At 45.2% G+C, this 18,967-nt stretch carries 19 protein-coding genes and 1 other annotated feature; all 19 genes read right to left on the reverse strand.

Annotated elements, in window-relative coordinates; translation table 11 throughout:
* Window positions 1-40: 40 nt before the first annotated feature.
* The 19 genes from rpsG to cysE all read right to left on the reverse strand — a co-directional run bounded on the left by rpsG (window position 41) and on the right by cysE (window position 18,452).
* Window positions 41-511 carry a 30S ribosomal protein S7 gene (rpsG, locus tag MHB37_RS28775; RefSeq protein ID WP_036680520.1) on the reverse strand — a complete coding sequence of 157 codons (471 nt, stop codon included), beginning with the start codon at window positions 509-511 and terminating at the stop codon, window positions 41-43.
* Window positions 512-556: 45 nt separating this feature from the next.
* A complete protein-coding gene (gene rpsL / locus MHB37_RS28780) occupies window positions 557-976 on the reverse strand; it encodes a 30S ribosomal protein S12 (RefSeq protein WP_036680518.1) in 420 nt (139 codons plus the stop codon).
* Window positions 977-1,109: 133 nt separating this feature from the next.
* Window positions 1,110-1,361: a ribosomal L7Ae/L30e/S12e/Gadd45 family protein gene (locus MHB37_RS28785; RefSeq protein ID WP_038573459.1), complete on the reverse strand. Its 252-nt coding sequence runs from the start codon at window positions 1,359-1,361 to the stop codon at window positions 1,110-1,112.
* Between the two features lie 180 nt (window positions 1,362-1,541).
* The gene (rpoC, locus tag MHB37_RS28790) at window positions 1,542-5,153 is read right to left on the reverse strand and encodes a DNA-directed RNA polymerase subunit beta' (RefSeq protein WP_076130019.1); all 3,612 of its coding nucleotides are present in this window, start codon (window positions 5,151-5,153) and stop codon (window positions 1,542-1,544) included.
* A gap of 116 nt (window positions 5,154-5,269) precedes the next feature.
* Window positions 5,270-8,815, reverse strand: coding sequence for a DNA-directed RNA polymerase subunit beta (gene rpoB, locus MHB37_RS28795; protein ID WP_038573461.1), 3,546 nt, complete (start codon window positions 8,813-8,815; stop codon window positions 5,270-5,272).
* A gap of 422 nt (window positions 8,816-9,237) precedes the next feature.
* On the reverse strand, window positions 9,238-9,837 hold the full coding sequence (locus tag MHB37_RS28800; protein ID WP_038573463.1) for a class I SAM-dependent methyltransferase: 600 nt from the start codon (window positions 9,835-9,837) through the stop codon (window positions 9,238-9,240).
* Between the two features lie 111 nt (window positions 9,838-9,948).
* Window positions 9,949-10,308, reverse strand: coding sequence for a 50S ribosomal protein L7/L12 (gene rplL / locus MHB37_RS28805; RefSeq protein ID WP_036680508.1), 360 nt, complete (start codon window positions 10,306-10,308; stop codon window positions 9,949-9,951).
* A 65-nt stretch (window positions 10,309-10,373) separates the two neighbouring features.
* On the reverse strand, window positions 10,374-10,877 hold the full coding sequence (rplJ, locus tag MHB37_RS28810) for a 50S ribosomal protein L10 (RefSeq protein WP_076099619.1): 504 nt from the start codon (window positions 10,875-10,877) through the stop codon (window positions 10,374-10,376).
* A 64-nt stretch (window positions 10,878-10,941) separates the two neighbouring features.
* Window positions 10,942-11,094 (reverse strand) — a sequence feature (ribosomal protein L10 leader region).
* Between the two features lie 67 nt (window positions 11,095-11,161).
* Window positions 11,162-11,854: a 50S ribosomal protein L1 gene (gene rplA / locus MHB37_RS28815; RefSeq protein ID WP_036680504.1), complete on the reverse strand. Its 693-nt coding sequence runs from the start codon at window positions 11,852-11,854 to the stop codon at window positions 11,162-11,164.
* Window positions 11,855-11,936: 82 nt separating this feature from the next.
* A complete protein-coding gene (gene rplK, locus MHB37_RS28820; protein ID WP_036680502.1) occupies window positions 11,937-12,362 on the reverse strand; it encodes a 50S ribosomal protein L11 in 426 nt (141 codons plus the stop codon).
* Between the two features lie 74 nt (window positions 12,363-12,436).
* The gene (gene nusG, locus MHB37_RS28825; protein ID WP_036680499.1) at window positions 12,437-12,970 is read right to left on the reverse strand and encodes a transcription termination/antitermination protein NusG; all 534 of its coding nucleotides are present in this window, start codon (window positions 12,968-12,970) and stop codon (window positions 12,437-12,439) included.
* A 21-nt stretch (window positions 12,971-12,991) separates the two neighbouring features.
* Window positions 12,992-13,183 (reverse strand): preprotein translocase subunit SecE, encoded by a 192-nt coding sequence (gene secE / locus MHB37_RS28830; RefSeq protein ID WP_036680497.1) that lies wholly within the window; start codon window positions 13,181-13,183, stop codon window positions 12,992-12,994.
* Window positions 13,184-13,203: 20 nt separating this feature from the next.
* Entirely contained in the window at window positions 13,204-13,353 is a 150-nt protein-coding gene (gene rpmG, locus MHB37_RS28835; RefSeq protein ID WP_076099620.1) for a 50S ribosomal protein L33, read from the reverse strand.
* Between the two features lie 391 nt (window positions 13,354-13,744).
* Window positions 13,745-14,389 (reverse strand): RNA polymerase sporulation sigma factor SigH, encoded by a 645-nt coding sequence (gene sigH, locus MHB37_RS28840; RefSeq protein WP_036680496.1) that lies wholly within the window; start codon window positions 14,387-14,389, stop codon window positions 13,745-13,747.
* Window positions 14,390-14,547: 158 nt separating this feature from the next.
* A complete protein-coding gene (locus MHB37_RS28845) occupies window positions 14,548-15,069 on the reverse strand; it encodes an NYN domain-containing protein (RefSeq protein WP_036680494.1) in 522 nt (173 codons plus the stop codon).
* Between the two features lie 2 nt (window positions 15,070-15,071).
* Window positions 15,072-15,836 carry a 23S rRNA (guanosine(2251)-2'-O)-methyltransferase RlmB gene (gene rlmB, locus MHB37_RS28850; protein ID WP_076105935.1) on the reverse strand — a complete coding sequence of 255 codons (765 nt, stop codon included), beginning with the start codon at window positions 15,834-15,836 and terminating at the stop codon, window positions 15,072-15,074.
* Window positions 15,837-15,872: 36 nt separating this feature from the next.
* Window positions 15,873-16,307: a Mini-ribonuclease 3 gene (locus MHB37_RS28855; RefSeq protein ID WP_076099622.1), complete on the reverse strand. Its 435-nt coding sequence runs from the start codon at window positions 16,305-16,307 to the stop codon at window positions 15,873-15,875.
* Window positions 16,304-17,710 (reverse strand): cysteine--tRNA ligase, encoded by a 1,407-nt coding sequence (gene cysS / locus MHB37_RS28860; protein ID WP_076130023.1) that lies wholly within the window; start codon window positions 17,708-17,710, stop codon window positions 16,304-16,306. Before cysS ends, MHB37_RS28855 begins: the two co-directional genes overlap by 4 nt.
* Before the next feature lie 49 nt (window positions 17,711-17,759).
* Window positions 17,760-18,452, reverse strand: a complete 693-nt coding sequence (gene cysE, locus MHB37_RS28865) for a serine O-acetyltransferase (RefSeq protein WP_036680489.1) — start codon at window positions 18,450-18,452, stop codon at window positions 17,760-17,762.
* Window positions 18,453-18,967 lie beyond the last annotated feature (515 nt).

Consider the following 18,967-nt stretch of genomic DNA (forward strand, 5'->3'; position numbering starts at 1 on the left):
ATCTCCCTTCAAAATATAAGTTATTTGAATGACCTTTATCCTACCAACGGTAGTGAGCGAACGCTTTGTTTGCTTCAGCCATTTTGTGTGTATCTTCACGTTTCTTAACAGAAGCGCCTGTGTTGTTGGAAGCGTCGATGATCTCAGCCGCCAAACGCTCTTCCATAGTCTTCTCACCGCGGTTGCGAGAGTAGTTTACGAGCCAACGTAATCCCAGAGCAGTACGTCTCTCTGGTTTAACCTCGATAGGTACTTGATAGTTAGCACCACCGACACGACGAGCTTTGACTTCCAAAACCGGCATGATATTCTTGATGGCAGCTTCGAAAACTTCCATCGGATCTTTACCCGTACGTTCTTCAATCAATTTGAATGAATTGTACAGAATGCTTTGAGCGACACCTCTTTTACCACCCAGCATAATGCGGTTAATCAAACGAGTAACCAACTTGCTATTATACAACGGATCTGGCAATACGTCTCTCTTTGTAACTGGACCTTTGCGTGGCATGGATATCCCCCTTTCTTAAATGTTTATTATTCAGATATTGTTATCTTACTTCTTAGCTTTAGGACGTTTTGCACCGTATTTAGAACGAGCTTGCATCCGGTTAGCTACACCTGCTGTATCCAAAGCACCACGAACGATATGGTAACGAACCCCTGCAAGGTCCTTTACTTTACCTCCGCGAAGCAATACAACACTGTGCTCTTGTAAGTTATGTCCGATACCCGGGATATAAGCTGTTACCTCGAGACGGTTCGTCAAACGAACACGGGCATATTTACGAAGCGCTGAGTTTGGTTTACGTGGAGTCATTGTGCCTACACGAGTGCACACACCGCGTTTTTGCGGAGCGCTCAAATTTGTAGCCTCACGCTTGAGGGCGTTATACCCTTTTTGAAGAGCGGGAGATTTAGATTTTTCGATTTTGGCTTGACGGCCTTTACGAACCAATTGGTTAATTGTTGGCATGTTGTTGCCACCCCCTTCCTGAAATGATAGTCGATTTAAGAACTCTAAGCCCACAGACCCAGGCGGTTCATAAAAAGACAAATGAAAAGTTCTTGCCGCTGGTGTTCACCCCAGTACAAAAACATTTCTGTAGCTATTGTTTTAAGACGGCTGCCATCGCAGCGCCAACTTCTATTCCGCAGGCCTTGCCCAAATTCAGCATCGTATCCACATATGTGATCTTAACACCTTGTTTGTTACAAAGCAAAACTATCCTGGAAGTAAGCCTTTGATCTCCGTCCTCTGCCACATAGACTTCTGCGGCTAGGCCCAACTCTACCGCCTTGACGGTTTGTTTGGTACCGATCTTGACCTGAGCATCCTGTAGTCCTCTATCATCAGTCATTCTCTTTACCTCCAATGAACAAGGATAACATGGCTACTCACGCACCTTAGACATTTTAGCATTATCAATAGATGGTGTCAAGAAATTCAGCAACAATTTTTATAGAAATTATACACAGCAGAACACTCATGCCACACCTATGAGTAGGTATGACATGAGCACACTACCATGATTGCTAATTTATTCAGCAGGAACCGTCTCTAAAGATTCAAGTTCGCTTTCTGCATTTGGATCACTTAGCTTAACGTTACGGTAACGGTTCATCCCAGTACCTGCAGGAATCAACTTACCGATAATAACATTTTCTTTAAGTCCAAGCAACTTATCTACTTTACCTTTGATAGCAGCGTCTGTTAGGACACGAGTAGTTTCTTGGAATGATGCAGCTGACAAGAAGGAATCAGTTTCAAGAGACGCCTTGGTAATACCGAGCAAGACTGGTTTAGCAACAGCAGGCTCTTTACCAGACAAGATAGCTTCCTTGTTAGCACCTTCGTACTCATGAATATCCGCAAATGCACCTGGCAACAGACTTGTGTCACCTGCGTCAATGATACGGATCTTCCGAAGCATTTGCTTGATCATAACTTCAATGTGCTTATCATTGATCTCAACGCCTTGGTTACGGTATACACGCTGTACTTCTTGCAGAATGTAGTTTTGTACCCCACGGATCCCTTTGATACGCAGCATTTCTTTAGGGTCAATCGAACCGTCTGTCAGCTCATCGCCGGCTTCTATTTCTTGGCCTTCGCTAACACGTAGACGTGAACCATAAGTAATGGAATAAGTCTTGGATTCTGCTTCACCTTGAACCTCGATTTCGCGACGGTCTTTGGTTTCACGGATTTCCTTAATTACGCCATCGATCTCACTGATTGTAGCTTGACCTTTAGGGTTACGAGCTTCAAACAACTCCTGAATACGCGGCAAACCTTGAGTGATGTCATCACCGGCAACACCGCCGGTATGGAACGTACGCATTGTAAGCTGGGTTCCTGGTTCACCGATAGATTGTGCGGCAATAATACCAACTGCTTCACCAATCTCAACGTGTTTACCAGTTGCCAAGTTACGTCCGTAACATTTCTTACAAACACCATGACGGGCACGGCAGCTCAGTACAGAACGAATTTGCAGCTTAGTTACACCTGCGTTTACAATTGCCTCCGCTTTATCGGAGTCAATCAAATCATTGCGGTGAACAATGATTTCGCCTGTTTCTGGGTGACGAACAGTTTCGAAGCAGTAACGACCTTCAATACGGTCATACAGATCTTCGATAACTTCTTTACCATCCTGAATACGACTAACTGTGAAGCCTTTATCGGTTCCACAATCTTCTTCACGGACAATAACGTCCTGGGCAACGTCAACAAGACGACGAGTCAGATACCCTGAGTCAGCGGTACGAAGTGCGGTATCGGCAAGACCTTTACGCGCTCCGTGAGTGGAGATAAAGTACTCCAAGACGGTAAGACCTTCACGGAAGTTCGCCTTGATTGGCAATTCGAAAATCCGACCTGAAGGTGTTGCCATCAGACCACGCATCCCACCCAGCTGAGTGATCTGCGATTTGTTACCACGCGCTTTAGAGTCAACCATGAGCATGATAGAGTTGAAACGGTCCATCGACTTAAGCAGGATGTTCGTAAGATCATCCTTAGTCTTCGACCAGATCTCAATAACACGGTCATACCGTTCGTCATTGGTGATCAAACCACGGCGATATTGGTTAGCAACCACATCAACCTTAGCTTCAGACTCTTTCAGGATGGTAACTTTCTCCTCAGGGACAATAACGTCCGACACGGCAACTGTAACACCAGAACGTGTGGAGTAAGTGAATCCGAGTTGTTTAATTTTATCCAAAATCATAGAAGTTTTGGTTGTGTGATAAGTTTCAAAACAACGAGCAATAATCAGACCCAGATATTCTTTACCTACAGCACTGGCTTCTGGAGCGGATTCAATCAGCTCACGAATGTTCGCGCCTTTTTCGTAGATAAAGTATTTCTCTGGTGTGCCGTGCAGCAAGTTAGTTTTGGTTGCTTCGTTGATATAAGGGAAACTACTTGGGTAGATTTCATTAAAAATGATCTTACCGACCGTAGTAATCAACATTGCATTTTGTTGTTCTTCCGTAAAGCATGTTTTGCCAAGTGCTTTAGCCGGAATAGCAACACGAGCATGAAGTCCTGCAGTTCCGCGTTGGTAAGCTGATACAGCTTCGTTAACCGTACGCAGAATCATACCACTACCCTTTTCTTCCTTGTTATCCATGGTCAAGTAGAAAGTACCAAGGACCATATCCTGGGAAGGTGTTACAACTGGCTTACCGTCTTTAGGGTTCAAGATATTACCAGATGCAAGCATAAGAATGCGTGCTTCCGCTTGAGCTTCTGCAGACAGAGGAACGTGCACCGCCATTTGGTCACCGTCAAAGTCGGCATTGTACGCCGTACATACGAGTGGGTGAAGACGAATAGCGTGACCTTCCACCAAAATCGGTTCAAATGCTTGAATACCGAGACGGTGAAGTGTTGGTGCGCGGTTTAGAAGTACTGGGTGTTCTCTAATTACTTCTTCGAGTACATCCCAAACTTCAGGACTTACACGTTCAACTTTACGTTTCGCGCTCTTTATGTTGTGGGCAAGGCCCTTATTGACCAATTCTTTCATAACAAAAGGCTTGAACAATTCTAACGCCATTTTCTTAGGAAGTCCGCACTGATACATCTTGAGGTACGGTCCTACTACGATAACGGAACGTCCAGAGTAGTCAACCCGTTTACCGAGCAAGTTCTGGCGGAAACGTCCTTGTTTACCTTTCAGCATATGGCTGAGCGATTTAAGCGGACGGTTACCAGGACCGGTTACCGGACGTCCCCGACGGCCGTTATCGATGAGAGCATCGACAGCTTCCTGGAGCATCCGTTTTTCGTTCTGCACGATAATGTCAGGAGCACCGAGATCAAGCAGTCTTTTCAGACGGTTGTTCCGGTTAATAACACGGCGATAGAGATCATTCAAATCGGACGTAGCAAAACGGCCACCATCCAACTGAACCATCGGACGAAGCTCCGGAGGAATAACCGGAAGAACATCCATGATCATCCAATCAGGCTTGTTGCCGGAGTTACGGAATGCTTCAATGACTTCCAGACGTTTGATCGCCCGGTTACGGCGTTGGCCTTGGGCCGTACGCAGTTCTTCTTTGAGGAATTCCAGCTCTTTATCGATGTCGATATCTTGAAGAAGCTTTTTAACAGCTTCAGCACCCATGCCGGCTTGGAAACCGTAACCGTATTTTTCACGGTAGCTACGATATTCTTTCTCGGACAGAAGTTGTTTCTTTTCCAGTGGAGTTTCACCTGGATCCGTTACAACATAAGATGCGAAATAGATAATTTCTTCAAGTGATCTTGGAGACATATCTAGTGCAAGCCCCATGCGGCTTGGGATACCTTTGAAATACCAGATATGAGATACCGGAGCGGCCAATTCAATGTGACCCATACGTTCACGACGAACTTTAGCACGGGTAACTTCAACACCACAACGGTCGCAGACTACGCCCTTATAACGGACACGTTTGTATTTACCGCAATGACATTCCCAGTCTTTTTGTGGTCCAAAGATACGCTCACAGAAAAGACCCTCTTTTTCCGGTTTCAATGTACGATAGTTAATGGTTTCCGGTTTCTTAACTTCTCCGCGGGACCATGAACGAATCTTCTCCGGAGAAGCGAGTCCGATTTTCATAAATTCAAAATTGTTAACGTCCAACAAGGAGCAACCCTCCTTAACCTAATCCTGATTTAGTACCGCTTTGCCCTCTTCTGACTGTTACATCAAAAGAGGGCGTGCGGTCCTTTATAAAATGGAACTTTTAAGCTCCAGCTTGATTATTCTACTCCGACTTCTGAACCTTCTAAATTGAGGCTTAGTTTGTCGCCTGACGTCTCGTCCTCATCGTCCAATTCTCTCATTTCAATTTCCTGCTCGTCACCGCTAAGAATCTTAACATCCATACCCAGGGACTGCAGTTCTTTGATCAATACCTTGAACGACTCAGGAACACCTGGTTCCGGTACATTTTCACCTTTGACAATGGATTCGTACGTCTTCACGCGACCAACCACGTCATCGGATTTCACGGTCAAAATTTCTTGCAATGTATATGCAGCACCGTAAGCTTCAAGCGCCCACACTTCCATCTCCCCGAAACGCTGTCCACCAAATTGAGCTTTACCACCCAATGGTTGTTGCGTAACTAGCGAGTAAGGTCCTGTTGAACGGGCGTGAATCTTATCATCAACCATGTGCGCCAGTTTGATCATGTGCATGACACCAACAGTAACTTCACGTTCGAAGCGTTCACCTGTACGGCCATCATACAGTACAGTTTTACCATTACGCTGCATACCTGCTTCTTCCATCGTATCAAACACGTCGTACTCACGCGCTCCGTCAAATACCGGCGTTGCAATGTGAATTCCCAGACGCAATGCGGCCATACCAATATGGACCTCAAGCACCTGTCCGATGTTCATACGAGAAGGAACGCCCAGAGGGTTAAGAACAACCTGTACTGGCGTACCGTCCGGAAGGAACGGCATATCTTCTTCTGGCAGGATACGGGCAACGACACCCTTGTTACCGTGACGTCCGGCCATCTTGTCACCCTCAGAGATCTTACGTTTCTGAGCGATGTAGACACGAACCAATTGATTTACACCAGGAGGCAGCTCATCGCCGTTCTCACGTGTAAAGACTTTAACGTCCACGATAATACCATCACTACCATGAGGAACGCGTAAAGAGGTATCCCGTACTTCACGAGCTTTCTCACCAAAGATAGCGTGCAGGAGACGTTCTTCTGCTGTCAGTTCAGTTACACCCTTAGGAGTAACTTTACCCACCAGAATGTCACCAGCGCTGATTTCCGCACCGATGCGGATGATTCCGCGCTCATCAAGATTGCGCAGAGCTTCTTCGCCGACGTTCGGAATATCGCGCGTAATTTCTTCAGGTCCCAATTTAGTGTCGCGAGCTTCAGATTCGTATTCTTCGATATGAATCGAAGTATATACATCTTCCTTAACCAGCTTTTCACTTAACAGGATCGCATCCTCGTAGTTGTAACCTTCCCAAGTCATGAACGCAACGACTACGTTACGGCCAAGAGCAAGTTCGCCCATTTCTGTGGAAGGACCGTCTGCCAGGATATCACCCTTCTTAACAATGTCCCCTCTTTTAGCTAGAGGACGTTGGTTAATACAGGTACCTTGGTTAGAACGCATAAATTTGTGTAATTTATATTTAACGATATCGCCTTTAACTTCCTTGCCTTCGACAGTCTCAACGCGACGCAGCCAAATTTCATTAGCTGAAGAACGTTCGATAATACCGTCATACTTGGAAACGATACATACGCCAGAATCCTTAGCGGATTTATGTTCCATCCCTGTTCCGACCAGCGGAGCTTTTGGAATTAGAAGCGGAACAGCTTGACGTTGCATGTTAGATCCCATCAGTGCGCGGTTGGAGTCATCGTTCTCAAGGAACGGAATGAGCGCCGTAGCGACAGATACAACCTGTTTAGGCGAAACGTCCATGTAATCGACACGATTACTTGGCATCGTTGTAATGTTGTCTGAGTCTTTGTTGTAACGAACGATTACCATGTCTTCTTTAAAGGTGCCATCTTCTTCGATCAACACGTTAGCCTGAGCAACTACATAATTATCTTCCTCATCAGCAGTCAGATAGTCAATTTGCTCAGTCACCTTACCAGTCTTCGGATCCACCCAACGATACGGAGCTTCAATAAAGCCGTATTCATTGATGCGGGCAAAGGTAGACAAGGAGTTGATCAACCCGATGTTTGGACCTTCCGGCGTTTCAATTGGACACATCCGACCGTAGTGACTGTGATGGACGTCACGAACTTCAAAGCCCGCGCGTTCACGTGTCAAACCACCAGGTCCGAGGGCGGACAGACGACGTTTATGCGTAAGTTCCGCAAGCGGGTTCGTCTGATCCATAAATTGAGACAGCTGGGAGCTACCGAAGAACTCTTTAATAGACGCGATGACCGGACGAATATTGATCAGAGCCTGAGGCGTAATCGCATTAGCATCCTGAATCGACATTCTTTCACGTACAACACGTTCCATCCGGGACAAACCGATACGGAACTGATTCTGCAAGAGTTCACCTACAGAACGCAGACGACGGTTACCCAAGTGGTCAATATCATCGGTATTGCCAATTCCGTGAAGCAAATTAATAAAGTAGCTGATTGAGGATATAATATCAGCTTGAGTAATATGCTTAACAGATTTGTCGATATTGCCGTTAGCGATCAGCTTAATAACCCGGCCTTCTTCAATCGGCGAGAATACGTCAATTGTTTGAAGAGGAATATCTTCGCTGTCCATAACTCCACCAGTAACACGGTAGTTTTTAAAGGCAACATTCTTTTCGAAATATGGAATCAATTCATCAAGCAGTCTACGATCGACCATTTGGCCGGATTCTGCCAGGATTTCTCCAGTAGAGTCGTCAACCAAAGGCTGAGCAAGACGTTGATTGAAAAGACGGTTCTTAATGTGTAGCTTTTTATTGATTTTGTAACGGCCTACATTAGCTAGGTCGTAGCGTTTTGGATCAAAGAAACGCGCAACCAGCAAACTTTTGGCATTGTCTAGTGTCGGCGGTTCGCCCGGACGCAAACGCTCATAAATTTCAATAAGCGCCTTCTCCGTGGAGTCCGTGTTGTCTTTATCCAGCGTATTGCGAATATATTCATCATTGCCAAGCAATTCCAGAATTTCGGCATCACTACCGAAACCGAGAGCACGCAAAAGTACGGTAACAGGAATTTTACGAGTCCGATCGATACGAACATACATAATGTCCTTAGCATCGGTTTCAAGTTCCAACCAGGCTCCGCGGTTCGGGATTACTGTGGCGGTGTAGGTTTTTTTGCCGTTCTTATCCACTTTTGTGCTGAAATAGACGCTTGGAGAGCGAACCAACTGGCTGACAATAACCCGTTCCGCACCATTAATAATAAAAGTGCCGGTCTCCGTCATCAGCGGGAAATCTCCCATGAACACTTCCTGCTCTTTAACCTCACCGGTCTCTTTATTAATGAGCCGCACCTTTACACGCAGAGGAGCCGCATACGTTACGTCCCGCTCTTTAGCGTCGTCAACCGTATATTTCGGTTCACCCAGGCTGTAATCAATGAACTCTAGTACCAAATTACCTGTGAAATCCTGGATCGGCGAGATGTCCTGAAACATTTCCCGCAATCCTTCCTCCAAAAACCAATCATAAGATTTTTGTTGGATCTCGATCAGGTTCGGGACCTCGAGTACCTCGTTAATTCTCGCATAGCTCCGCCGAGTGCGTCGACCATACTGAACAAGATGTCCTGCCAACTTTACTCACCCCTCATGTCTACTCACTTAAAAATTGATTGCGAACCCTTGTTTGGAACCGTATAATGGAACCATACTACAAGGATTCAGTCATAAATAAAAGAAAAGCCCTTATCGAAATCTTCGAAAAAAGAGCGCATTTATCCATGACCAAAATACTCCTTATCAAGTAGATTTGCCCAAAACGTACATATTATACGTCACCAAGCAATAGTTTATGCGCTATTATCTATTACCACGTAGCATTCGCTGCGTTAGAGCATAGACAACCAACTCGCAAAAACTTGCCGTGCGGCATGCGCTAGCCGGGCGACAATATATTGCTTGACATTTCAGCAAACTAAAGACATGGAGCCTATCTTAATACTGACATTTTATAATAATACCATTATCACTATCACATGTCAATAACCTATTGTATTTTATTTTTGCGCTTTAATAATACGATAGCCTTTGTCTTTCCCCACTTCTTCCACCATTGAGAACAAGCTTTCTAGTTTTGCCACTGCGGATGGAGCGCCCTGCTTCTTCTGAATCACAATCCACAGATAGCCACCCTCATTTAAATGTTCATACGCATCTTCAAAAATCTTATGCACTACAGCTTTTCCTGCACGAATCGGAGGATTAGTTAGAATCACATCGAACTTCTGCTGCTCATTCAATGCGCCGAGCACATCGCTTTCCATTATCGTAACATTCCGGATTCCATTGTGCTGAGCATTCTCACGCGCCAGTTCTACCGCACGACTGTTAATATCAATCATGGTTACATGTCCTTTGGGAGCTAGGTATGCTGCACTTATGCCAATCGGCCCATAACCACAACCTACATCAAGCACCGCTGAACCGTCCGGAATTATCATAGCTTCAATAAGAACTCGGCTACCGTAATCGATGTCTCCTTTAGAGAATACACCGGCATCGCTCGTAAAACGAAAGCTTTTGCCTCTTAGTACGGTATCAATGCTACGTCTGTCATGACGTACTTCCGGCTGCTGCGAATAATAATGTTGCGACATCTCTTTCCTCCCTTTCCTATTATGTTAGCAGTTGGTATATACGCCCTACTAACTCTATTTATAAAACAAACCCCTTGAACAAGTTCAAGGGGTTTTCAGTAATAGAAGGAATTACTTCACTTCTACAGCTGCGCCTGCTTCTTCCAATTTTGCTTTAGTAGCTTCGGCTTCGTCTTTGCTTACTTTTTCTTTGATTGCTTTTGGTGCGTTGTCTACAAGATCTTTAGCTTCTTTCAAGCCAAGACCAGTGATTTCGCGAACGATTTTGATAACGTTGATTTTGGAAGCGCCAGCGCCTGTCAAAATTACGTCAAATTCGGATTGCTCTTCAGCTACTGCTGCTACCGCACCGCCAGCTGCTACTGGAGCTGCTGCAGTTACGCCGAATTCTTCTTCAATTGCTTTAACCAGGTCGTTCAGTTCCAATACGCTCATGCCTTTAATTGCTTCCAAGATTGCTTCTTTACTCATGATTGAACCTCCATTTTATATTTAAATTTATTTGTGGTATTGATTATGCTGCAAGAGTCAAAGGCTTACGCGCTTTGTTCTTCTTTTTCAGCAACAGCTTTAACTGCAAGCGCGAAGTTGCGCATTGGAGCTTGAAGTACGCTAAGCAGCATGGACAGCAAACCATCGCGGGATGGAAGCTCAGCCAGTGCTTTCAGTTGTTCCGCGTCAATGACACGACCTTCAACTACGCCGCCTTTCAATTTCAAAGCGTCGTTTTTCTTGGCGAAATCGTTCAAAATTTTAGCTGGTGCTACTGCATCAGTTGTGCTGAATGCGATAGCTGTTGGACCAGTCAAAACTTCATCCAATTCACTCAACTCAGCCGCAGCAGTTGCGCGACGCAGCAATGTGTTCTTCAGGACTTGAAACTCAACGCCAGCTTCACGAAGTTGCTTACGCAGTTCAGTCACTTGGGAAACGTTCAATCCACGGTAGTCAGCTACAACAGTCGAAAGACTGTTTTGCAGTTTTGCAGTAACGACGTCAACCGCGTCTTGTTTTGCTTGAATTACTTTTGCATTTGCCAATGTATACACCTCCTGAAAATTTATGTGTCGGCGTTCTTTCCAAGGAAAGCTTCACCGCTCCTACGCAGGCAGTAGAAAAGCCTCCGCAGAATCACGAAGGCTTGATAAAACGAAAGTTATACGAGCGAGCTCGTTACTTCTTGTTTCTATCACAACACCTCGGTAGGAAATTAAGCACTAAGGCACCTACTGTCTACGGTAAGCATATTCAAGGTTAAGATTGATACCTTAAGTTTCACAACTGTTATAGATTATCAAAATTGACTCAAAGAGTCAACCCTTAATTATCTGAAGACGGTTGTGTTCACACGAGCGCTAGGTCCCATTGTGGAAGAAATCGAGATGCCTTTAAGGTATACACCTTTAGCAGCAGCTGGTTTCGCACGGTTCAAAGCGTCGATAAGAGCTTTAAGGTTATCGTTCAATTGTGCAGCATCAAAGGACACTTTGCCGATTGGCGCGTGAATTTGACCTGCTTTGTCGAGACGGTATTCGATTTTACCGGCTTTGATTTCTTGCACAGCCTTGGAAACATCGAATGTAACTGTGCCAGCTTTAGGGTTAGGCATAAGACCTTTACCACCAAGCAGACGACCCAGTTTACCGACTTCACTCATCATATCAGGTGTAGCTACGCAGACATCAAATTCAAACCAGCCTTGTTGAATTTTGTTGATCATGTCTTGATCACCAACAAAATCAGCGCCAGCAGCTTCAGCCTCTTTCGCTTTTTCACCTTTTGCAAATACAAGCACGCGTTGTGTTTTACCAGTGCCGTGAGGCAGGACAACAACACCACGAACTGCTTGGTCTTGTTTACGCGGGTCTACACCCAGACGAACTGCTGCTTCAACGGTTTCGTCGAACTTAGCAGTCGCTGCCTTTTTCACAAGCTCTACAGCTTCTGAAGGCTCGTAAGTTGCTTCGCTGTTGATCAGCTTAGCAGCTTCTTGGTATTTCTTACCATGTTTAGCCATGAAAATGTTCCTCCTTTGTGGTGTTAGCGGAAATTCCTCCCACATACTTGCGGGTCACGAATGACCGATTCTTCGAAAACTACTAGTCTTCGATTGTGATACCCATACTGCGGGCAGTACCTTCAACCATACGCATTGCAGCTTCAACAGTTGCAGCGTTAAGGTCAGGCATTTTTGTTTCAGCAATTTCACGTACCGCAGCGCGGCCGATTTTTGCTACTTTTTTCTTGTTTGGTTCGCCGGATCCTTTTTCTACTTTAGCAGCGATGCGAAGCAGAACAGCAGCCGGAGGAGTTTTAGTGATGAAAGTAAAGGAACGGTCTTCAAATACTGTAATTTCAACCGGAATGATCAAGCCAGCCTGGTCGGCAGTACGAGCATTAAATTCCTTACAGAATGCCATGATGTTGACACCTGCTTGACCTAACGCCGGACCTACTGGAGGCGCTGGATTCGCTTTCCCTGCAGGAATCTGCAGTTTCACCATTTTAATAACTTTTTTAGCCATGAGTGACACCTCCTTGCAAAAATAGTGGTCTTCGAACGCCAATAGCGCTCTCCCACAAGAAACCCTAGCTTATGTTATATTTTCTCCACTTGAGTGAAATCCAACTCTAGCGGGGTTTCCCGTCCAAACATGTTAACATGCACTTTGATCTTGCTCTTGTCAGCCAAAATTTCTTCCACGGAGCCCACAAAATTCGCAAACGGACCAACCATAATACGTACGGATTCCTTGATTTCGAAATCAATCTTCGCTTTAGGTTCAACCATGCCCATATGCTTCAGAATTTGTTCTACCTCTTCCGGAAGCAAAGCTGTTGGTTTAGACCCTGAGCCTGTCGAACCAACAAATCCAGTAACGCCCGGAGTATTGCGGACAACATACCAGGAATCATCAGTCTGAACCATTTCCACCAAAACATATCCGGGGTAAACTTTACGCATAACGGTTTTTTTCTTACCGTCTTTGTTTACGATTTCTTCTTCCATAGGAACAAGAACGCGGAATATTTTGTCTTCCATGCCCATGGACTCAACGCGCTTTTCCAAATTGGCTTTGACCTTATTCTCATACCCAGAATAGGTATGAACGACATACCATCTTTTTTCCATATCAAGCCACCTGGGACCTCTCTAAATAATCGCTTCAATCACAGCGGAAATACCGATGTCCAGAACCCAGAAGTAAATAGCGACAACTACAATCGTACCGAGAACGATCAATGTATAGTTGGTCAATTCTTTACGACTTGGCCAGCGAACCTTTTTGAGTTCACTCCAGCTCTCAGTGAAAAAGGAAAACATAGACTTGAAACTACGTTTCATGCCGACTACACCTCCACAGACTATCTGGTTTCGCGATGAGGAGTTTGCGAGTTACAATACTTGCAAAATTTCTTCATCTCCATGCGGTCGGGGTGATTTCGCTTGTTTTTGGTAGTCGCATAGTTTCTTTGTTTGCAACTTGTACAAGCCAAAGTGATAATTACCCGCATGATGTGCACCTCCCGAGACGTCCTTCTAATTCACATTAGAAGACGCAAATATTGATCCTAAAAAAAAGCCGCGAATTTAGGCCTACCTAAAACACTTTAGCATAATGTCAAGGTCTGTGTCAACGAAAGAATTCCGTTCTGCACTGGGTAATTCCGGGTTTAGTAGTCATATGGCCGTACCCTGTCTTTGGGTCTATCTCTTCCTCACACTTCGCTGTCTTCCTTACCATTATGGGGTATTCCGTCTGTGTATAAACCTACCTTCAACGGCAACGACTAAAATCGGCTCAAATAGTAATTTATGGTGCAAGCACCTAATTCTATCCGAGTGATTTCAAAAAGACTAAAAAAAAGAACTCGATGTCCGAGCCCTCTTTTGTTCATTATATCATCAATTGTCACGTACTTCTAGATATCTTTCTAATTTCCTTTTTACTCGTTGTAGAGCGTTATCAATAGACTTTACATGCCGCTTAAGATCTTCAGCAATCTCTTGATAGGATCTTCCGTCTAAATACAACATCAGAACCTTGCGCTCCAAGTCACTTAGAATCTCCGCCATCTTATCTTCAAGACCAATGAATTCTTCTTGATTAATAATTAGCTCTTCTGGATCTAGAACCTGTGTTCCACAAATGACATCCATAAGTGTTCTATCAGAATCTTCGTCATAAATGGGCTTGTCCAAGGAAACATAAGAGTTCAGCGGAATATGTTTCTGACGAGTGGCCGTCTTAATAGCCGTTATAATCTGTCGTGTAATGCAGAGCTCAGCAAAAGCCTTGAATGAAGAGAGCTTGTCACCTTTAAAGTCACGAATAGCCTTGTATAGACCAATCATTCCTTCTTGTACAATATCTTCACGGTCTGCCCCGATCAAGAAATAAGAGCGGGCTTTAGCACGTACAAAGTTACGGTATTTATTAATCAAGTGTTCTAATGCGCCACTGTCGCCACCACGGAAAGCCTCGACAATATCTTCATCACTTATGAAATCATACTCAGACAGCATTATTTCCTTGAGGTCGACACTCACCAAGAATCCCCCCGGCTGCAACGCAAGACACATCGTTACTTCGCGAAATATAGGATCAGTATATATTATGTTACCTTCCACCGTCAACCGGAGTTTGTCCAAAATCAATCTAGAATAGCATAAATTGGAATAAAATATTTCCTGATTCTTCCTCGATCTCACTGTCTGCGCCATTTTTCCAACTTACTGCGCACATCGGGAGGCAGTTTGTCTTCCAAAGAATGACGAGTAGAACTGACACCGCCAGGTTCAATAGCTTTTTTTACTTGTTTCTGATTCTCTTCAATTTCCAGATGCAATTCCCTTGCCGAAATTCGCAATGCACCTTGTGCAAAAATAATATGCTGCTCTATAAAATCACTCGTAGCCACATAGATCTGCCGGCGCCGATTGCTATATTCCCCAACCAGTCGCTCAATGCATTCATCTGCGGTTTCTTTTTCCTTGGTGAAGTACACCTGGACCTTACCCTGGACAAAAGACCTTCCCAACCCCGGAACACGGTATGCATCAAAAACAGCAATAACTCTTCGTCCAGAGAAAGCCTGGTAATCTGCCAGCAAATCCATCAAGCGGTCGCGTGCTTCCTGCATACCAATCTGGGACAGTGCCACAAGTTCCGGCCAGCCACCGATCATGTTATATCCATCCACAAGCAGCACATCGCGCCAGTCGGCCATAGCTATCCCTGCTGTTGCCGGCGGCGTATCACTTCATACATAATGACTCCTGCGGCGACAGAGGCATTTAATGAATTGATCTTTCCGGCCATCGGCAGCTTAAGAAGTACATCACATTTTTCACGAATCAGGCGTCCCATTCCTTTATTCTCATTGCCGATTACAACAGCTACCGGACCCGTGAAAATATCGGATTGGTATAGATTCTGATCGGTATCCACGTCTGTTCCTACTACCCAGACTCCCTGCTCTTTTAGACGGTCAATGGTCTGACCCAGGTTTGTAACCCGGGCAACCGGAACATACTCCACAGCACCCGCGGATGTTTTGGACACGGTCGCAGTTATCTGAGCCGAACGGCGTTTAGGTACGATTACCCCATGTACTCCAGTACAATCCGCCGTCCGCAGAATCGAGCCCAGGTTATGAGGATCTTCAATTTCATCAAGCAAAATAAGGAATGCCGGTTCCCCTTTGGCTTCTGCTATAGCTAACAGATCATCCACTTCAACATAGGCAAATGGTGCTGCTTGTGCAACCACCCCTTGATGCTGCACGCCTGGTGCCAGTTGATCCAGCTTACGCTTGTCCACATGCTGAATGACAATTCCCGCTTTCCGGGCTTCGGCAACGATGGGTGCTGTCAGATGCTTCTGGGCTGTCTCTGCAATCCAAATTTTATTTAATGTACGACCAGCACGAAGCGCTTCAAGCACAGAATGCTTCCCTGCCAATATTTCCTCTTCAGTCTTCAATTCTTCTTCCATGTTCACTTCTCCTATTTTCTATTTCACCAAAGCCTATCACGGCTGTTTCAACATAAACTGTATACCCTTGTGCACAATTTCTTCTATTCTCTCCTGTTGTCCTGTGTAGTACAAGTGACCAATCAAGCACTCAAAAGCTGTAGCATGACGGTATTCAAGCACATCCGCATTCTTAGGAACACTTCCCGATTTCGCATTTCTTCCCTGACGGGCGACATCCTTCTCCTCTTCCGTGAGACTAGGCTCCAAAAAGTTCAGAATTGCACACTGTGCTTTAGCGGATACCAGCCCTGTAGCAGAACGATGCAAATGGTTCGGACGCAAATTCGGAAGAGATACTAAATACTGGCGAACAGCCACCTCATAGATAGCATCTCCTACATAAGCTAGAACAATAGGCGAAAGTAGTCGCGCAGGTTTGGAAGGCTCATAAGGAAACCATCCGTTATCAAACTTGCGTTCCTCACTCATTTACGACGCCACCGCATTCCTTGTGGAGTATCCTCAAGCAATATGCCCAAGCGGCCTAATTCATCACGGATCTCGTCAGACCGGCTCCAATTCTTATTCTTACGAGCTTCAACCCGCTCGGCGATCAACCGTTCAACTTCTTCACTTGCTATTTCCTCTTCCAGTTCAGGCGTCAATCGCAGCACAGCATTCATTTCGCCAAAAGCTTGCAGTAATGCAGCAAAATCAGCAGGAGCAGCCTCGTTATTCGCAAGCGTATGGTTTGCCAGGCTCACCCAATCGAACATAGCCGTGATCGCATCAGGCGTATTAAAGTCATCCTGCATTCTAGCATGGAAATTGGCCACTATAGCTGACAGCTTATCATTAATCTCTGAGTTGACCTCACCTTGAGCACCATCAGCAGCGAGTTCAAGCCGATGTTTAACGTTACTCTCTGCAAGCGTGATCCGTTCAACGCTCTTTTCGGCGGAAGTCATAGATTCCTCTGAGAAATTCAGCGGGTTACGGTAATGGGTCGATAGCATGAAATAGCGGATAGCTCCTGCTTTAAAACGCTCACGGATGTCTTTTACAAGCCAGCCATTACCGAGCGATTTCGACATTTTCTCGTCCCCGATGTTGATGAATCCATTATGCATCCAGTAATTAGAGAGTGGTTTACCAGTCAGAGCTTCGGTCTGAGCGCATTCACATTCATGATGCGGGAACTGCAAATCTTGTCCACCACCATGGATATCAATCGTATCTCCCAAGAACTCTCGCGCCATAGCCGAGCATTCAATATGCCAGCCGGGACGTCCGTCTCCCCAAGGGCTACTCCAGTGCACTTCACCAGGTTTGGCTGCTTTCCAAAGCACAAAATCCTCCGGTTTTTCCTTACGTGAGTCCACCTCAACACGGATACCAAACTGCAGCTCATCCAGATTCTGACGAGATAATTTACCGTAGTCTTCAAATTTTGAAGTGCGGTAATATACATCGCCGCCGCTTTCGTATGCGTATCCTTTTTCCTCAAGCTCTTTAATAAATCCAATGATCAGCTCCATGCTTTCCGTTACACGGGGATTCAAGGTTGCCGGTTTAACACCAAGCCCTTCCAGGTCGTCACGGTAAGCAGCAATGAAAGTTTCCGCTACCTCTGCTACAGTAGTGTTCATTTCTTCGGCTTTGCGAATCAGTTTATCATCGACATCCGTGAAATTCGTAACATACCGCACCTCATTACCTAACTGCTCCAAGTAATTCCGGACCATATCAAAAACAATTATAGGTCTAGCATTTCCGATATGCATATATCCATAAACGGTTGGACCACACACATACATCTTAACTTTGCCCGGCTCCTGGGGCACAAACTGCTCCTTGCTGCGTGTCATTGTGTTATATATTTGTAAAGCCATCCTTATTCCAGCCCTTTCTGTTCTTCCGGATTCCTTCATACCGGGATGCTTAAATTTCGTAGTCACCAATATACTGCTGAGCTTCTGCTATCCGCTGTGCGGTTTTTTGTTTATCTTCTGCGCCAAGCTTTTCCCTAATTTCTTCGATTTCTTTCTGCAAAAACCGCAATGAATCGACAAGCGGGTCAGGCATCTTCGTATGATCGAGCCGATCGGATACCCGTTCTCCATTACGTTTTACCACACGACCTGGATTCCCTACTACTGTACTGTTGTTAGGCACTTCACGCAACACAACTGCATTCGAACCTATATTTGAATTGTCACCAATACGAAAAGATCCTAAAACCTTCGCACCGGAACCAATAACTACATTGTTGCCGACCGTGGGATGTCGCTTACCTTTTTCTTTTCCTGTTCCTCCAAGCGTAACCCCTTGATAGATTATAACATCATCACCGATTTCGCAGGTTTCTCCAATAACAATCCCCATACCATGGTCGATAAACAGCCTATTTCCGATGACAGCTCCAGGATGGATCTCAACACCAGTCATAAATCTGCTAAACTGCGAAACCATACGAGCCATTGTATACCAGCGGCGTTTGAAAAAAGAGTGGGCGATCCGGTGACCCCAAATGGCGTGCAAGCCGGCATATGTGAAGACAACCTCGAACCAGCTGCGGGCAGCAGGATCGTTATCAAATACCGCCCGAATGTCCGACTTAATATGCTTAAACATCACGGTTCCTCTCTTCTTAACTTCCTTATCTCCTGTTTACAGGTACACAAGAAAGGTATTGTCTCCAGGCCCATCATCCTTATCATACATATGCTGTGAGTGTTCGCTTGGTTTGTTATCTCTTAGAAATATAAGACAAAGAGTATTGTATGAAAATTATTTTTGCTTATATTTAGACAAAAAACGCCCCTGCAGCATAATGCTGCAGAGACGTTTAACCGCGGTTCCACTCTGCTTGAACGAATCAAATGAGCCGCTATTGTAACAAACGGCAGAATTTCTTCGTTCCACTTGGCATCATTAACGGCGACGTTCCCGGCGCGATCTAATGAGCCTTAAAAAGGTCATTCAACCGTGCAGCTCACAGGCGCATGTTCTGCCCCGGACAAATGAATAACTCCCAGCCCGAAAGGATGTCCCTTTCTCGGTTATTCTCTCTGGCAATTGTCTTCAATGGACGTACTTCTCCTGATCACAGCTATTATCATATAATTCTATCTTAGCGCAAAAGACAA

Source organism: Paenibacillus sp. FSL H3-0286 (assembly GCF_045040705.1).
Lineage (GTDB): Bacteria > Bacillota > Bacilli > Paenibacillales > Paenibacillaceae > Paenibacillus_AQ > Paenibacillus_AQ odorifer.

Bases quoted from the DNA above. Each gene is read 5' to 3' on its own strand.
- rpsG (WP_036680520.1), bottom strand. From the start codon at position 511: ATGCCACGCAAAGGTCCAGTTACAAAGAGAGACGTATTGCCAGATCCG.
- rpsL (WP_036680518.1), bottom strand. From the start codon at position 976: ATGCCAACAATTAACCAATTGGTTCGTAAAGGCCGTCAAGCCAAAATC.
- MHB37_RS28785 (WP_038573459.1), bottom strand. From the start codon at position 1,361: ATGACTGATGATAGAGGACTACAGGATGCTCAGGTCAAGATCGGTACC.
- MHB37_RS28800 (WP_038573463.1), bottom strand. From the start codon at position 9,837: ATGTCGCAACATTATTATTCGCAGCAGCCGGAAGTACGTCATGACAGA.
- rplL (WP_036680508.1), bottom strand. From the start codon at position 10,308: ATGAGTAAAGAAGCAATCTTGGAAGCAATTAAAGGCATGAGCGTATTG.
- rplA (WP_036680504.1), bottom strand. From the start codon at position 11,854: ATGGCTAAACATGGTAAGAAATACCAAGAAGCTGCTAAGCTGATCAAC.
- rplK (WP_036680502.1), bottom strand. From the start codon at position 12,362: ATGGCTAAAAAAGTTATTAAAATGGTGAAACTGCAGATTCCTGCAGGG.
- nusG (WP_036680499.1), bottom strand. From the start codon at position 12,970: ATGGAAAAAAGATGGTATGTCGTTCATACCTATTCTGGGTATGAGAAT.
- secE (WP_036680497.1), bottom strand. From the start codon at position 13,183: ATGAAACGTAGTTTCAAGTCTATGTTTTCCTTTTTCACTGAGAGCTGG.
- rpmG (WP_076099620.1), bottom strand. From the start codon at position 13,353: ATGCGGGTAATTATCACTTTGGCTTGTACAAGTTGCAAACAAAGAAAC.
- MHB37_RS28845 (WP_036680494.1), bottom strand. From the start codon at position 15,069: ATGGCCGACTGGCGCGATGTGCTGCTTGTGGATGGATATAACATGATC.
- rlmB (WP_076105935.1), bottom strand. From the start codon at position 15,836: ATGGAAGAAGAATTGAAGACTGAAGAGGAAATATTGGCAGGGAAGCAT.
- MHB37_RS28855 (WP_076099622.1), bottom strand. From the start codon at position 16,307: ATGAGTGAGGAACGCAAGTTTGATAACGGATGGTTTCCTTATGAGCCT.
- cysS (WP_076130023.1), bottom strand. From the start codon at position 17,710: ATGGCTTTACAAATATATAACACAATGACACGCAGCAAGGAGCAGTTT.
- cysE (WP_036680489.1), bottom strand. From the start codon at position 18,452: ATGTTTAAGCATATTAAGTCGGACATTCGGGCGGTATTTGATAACGAT.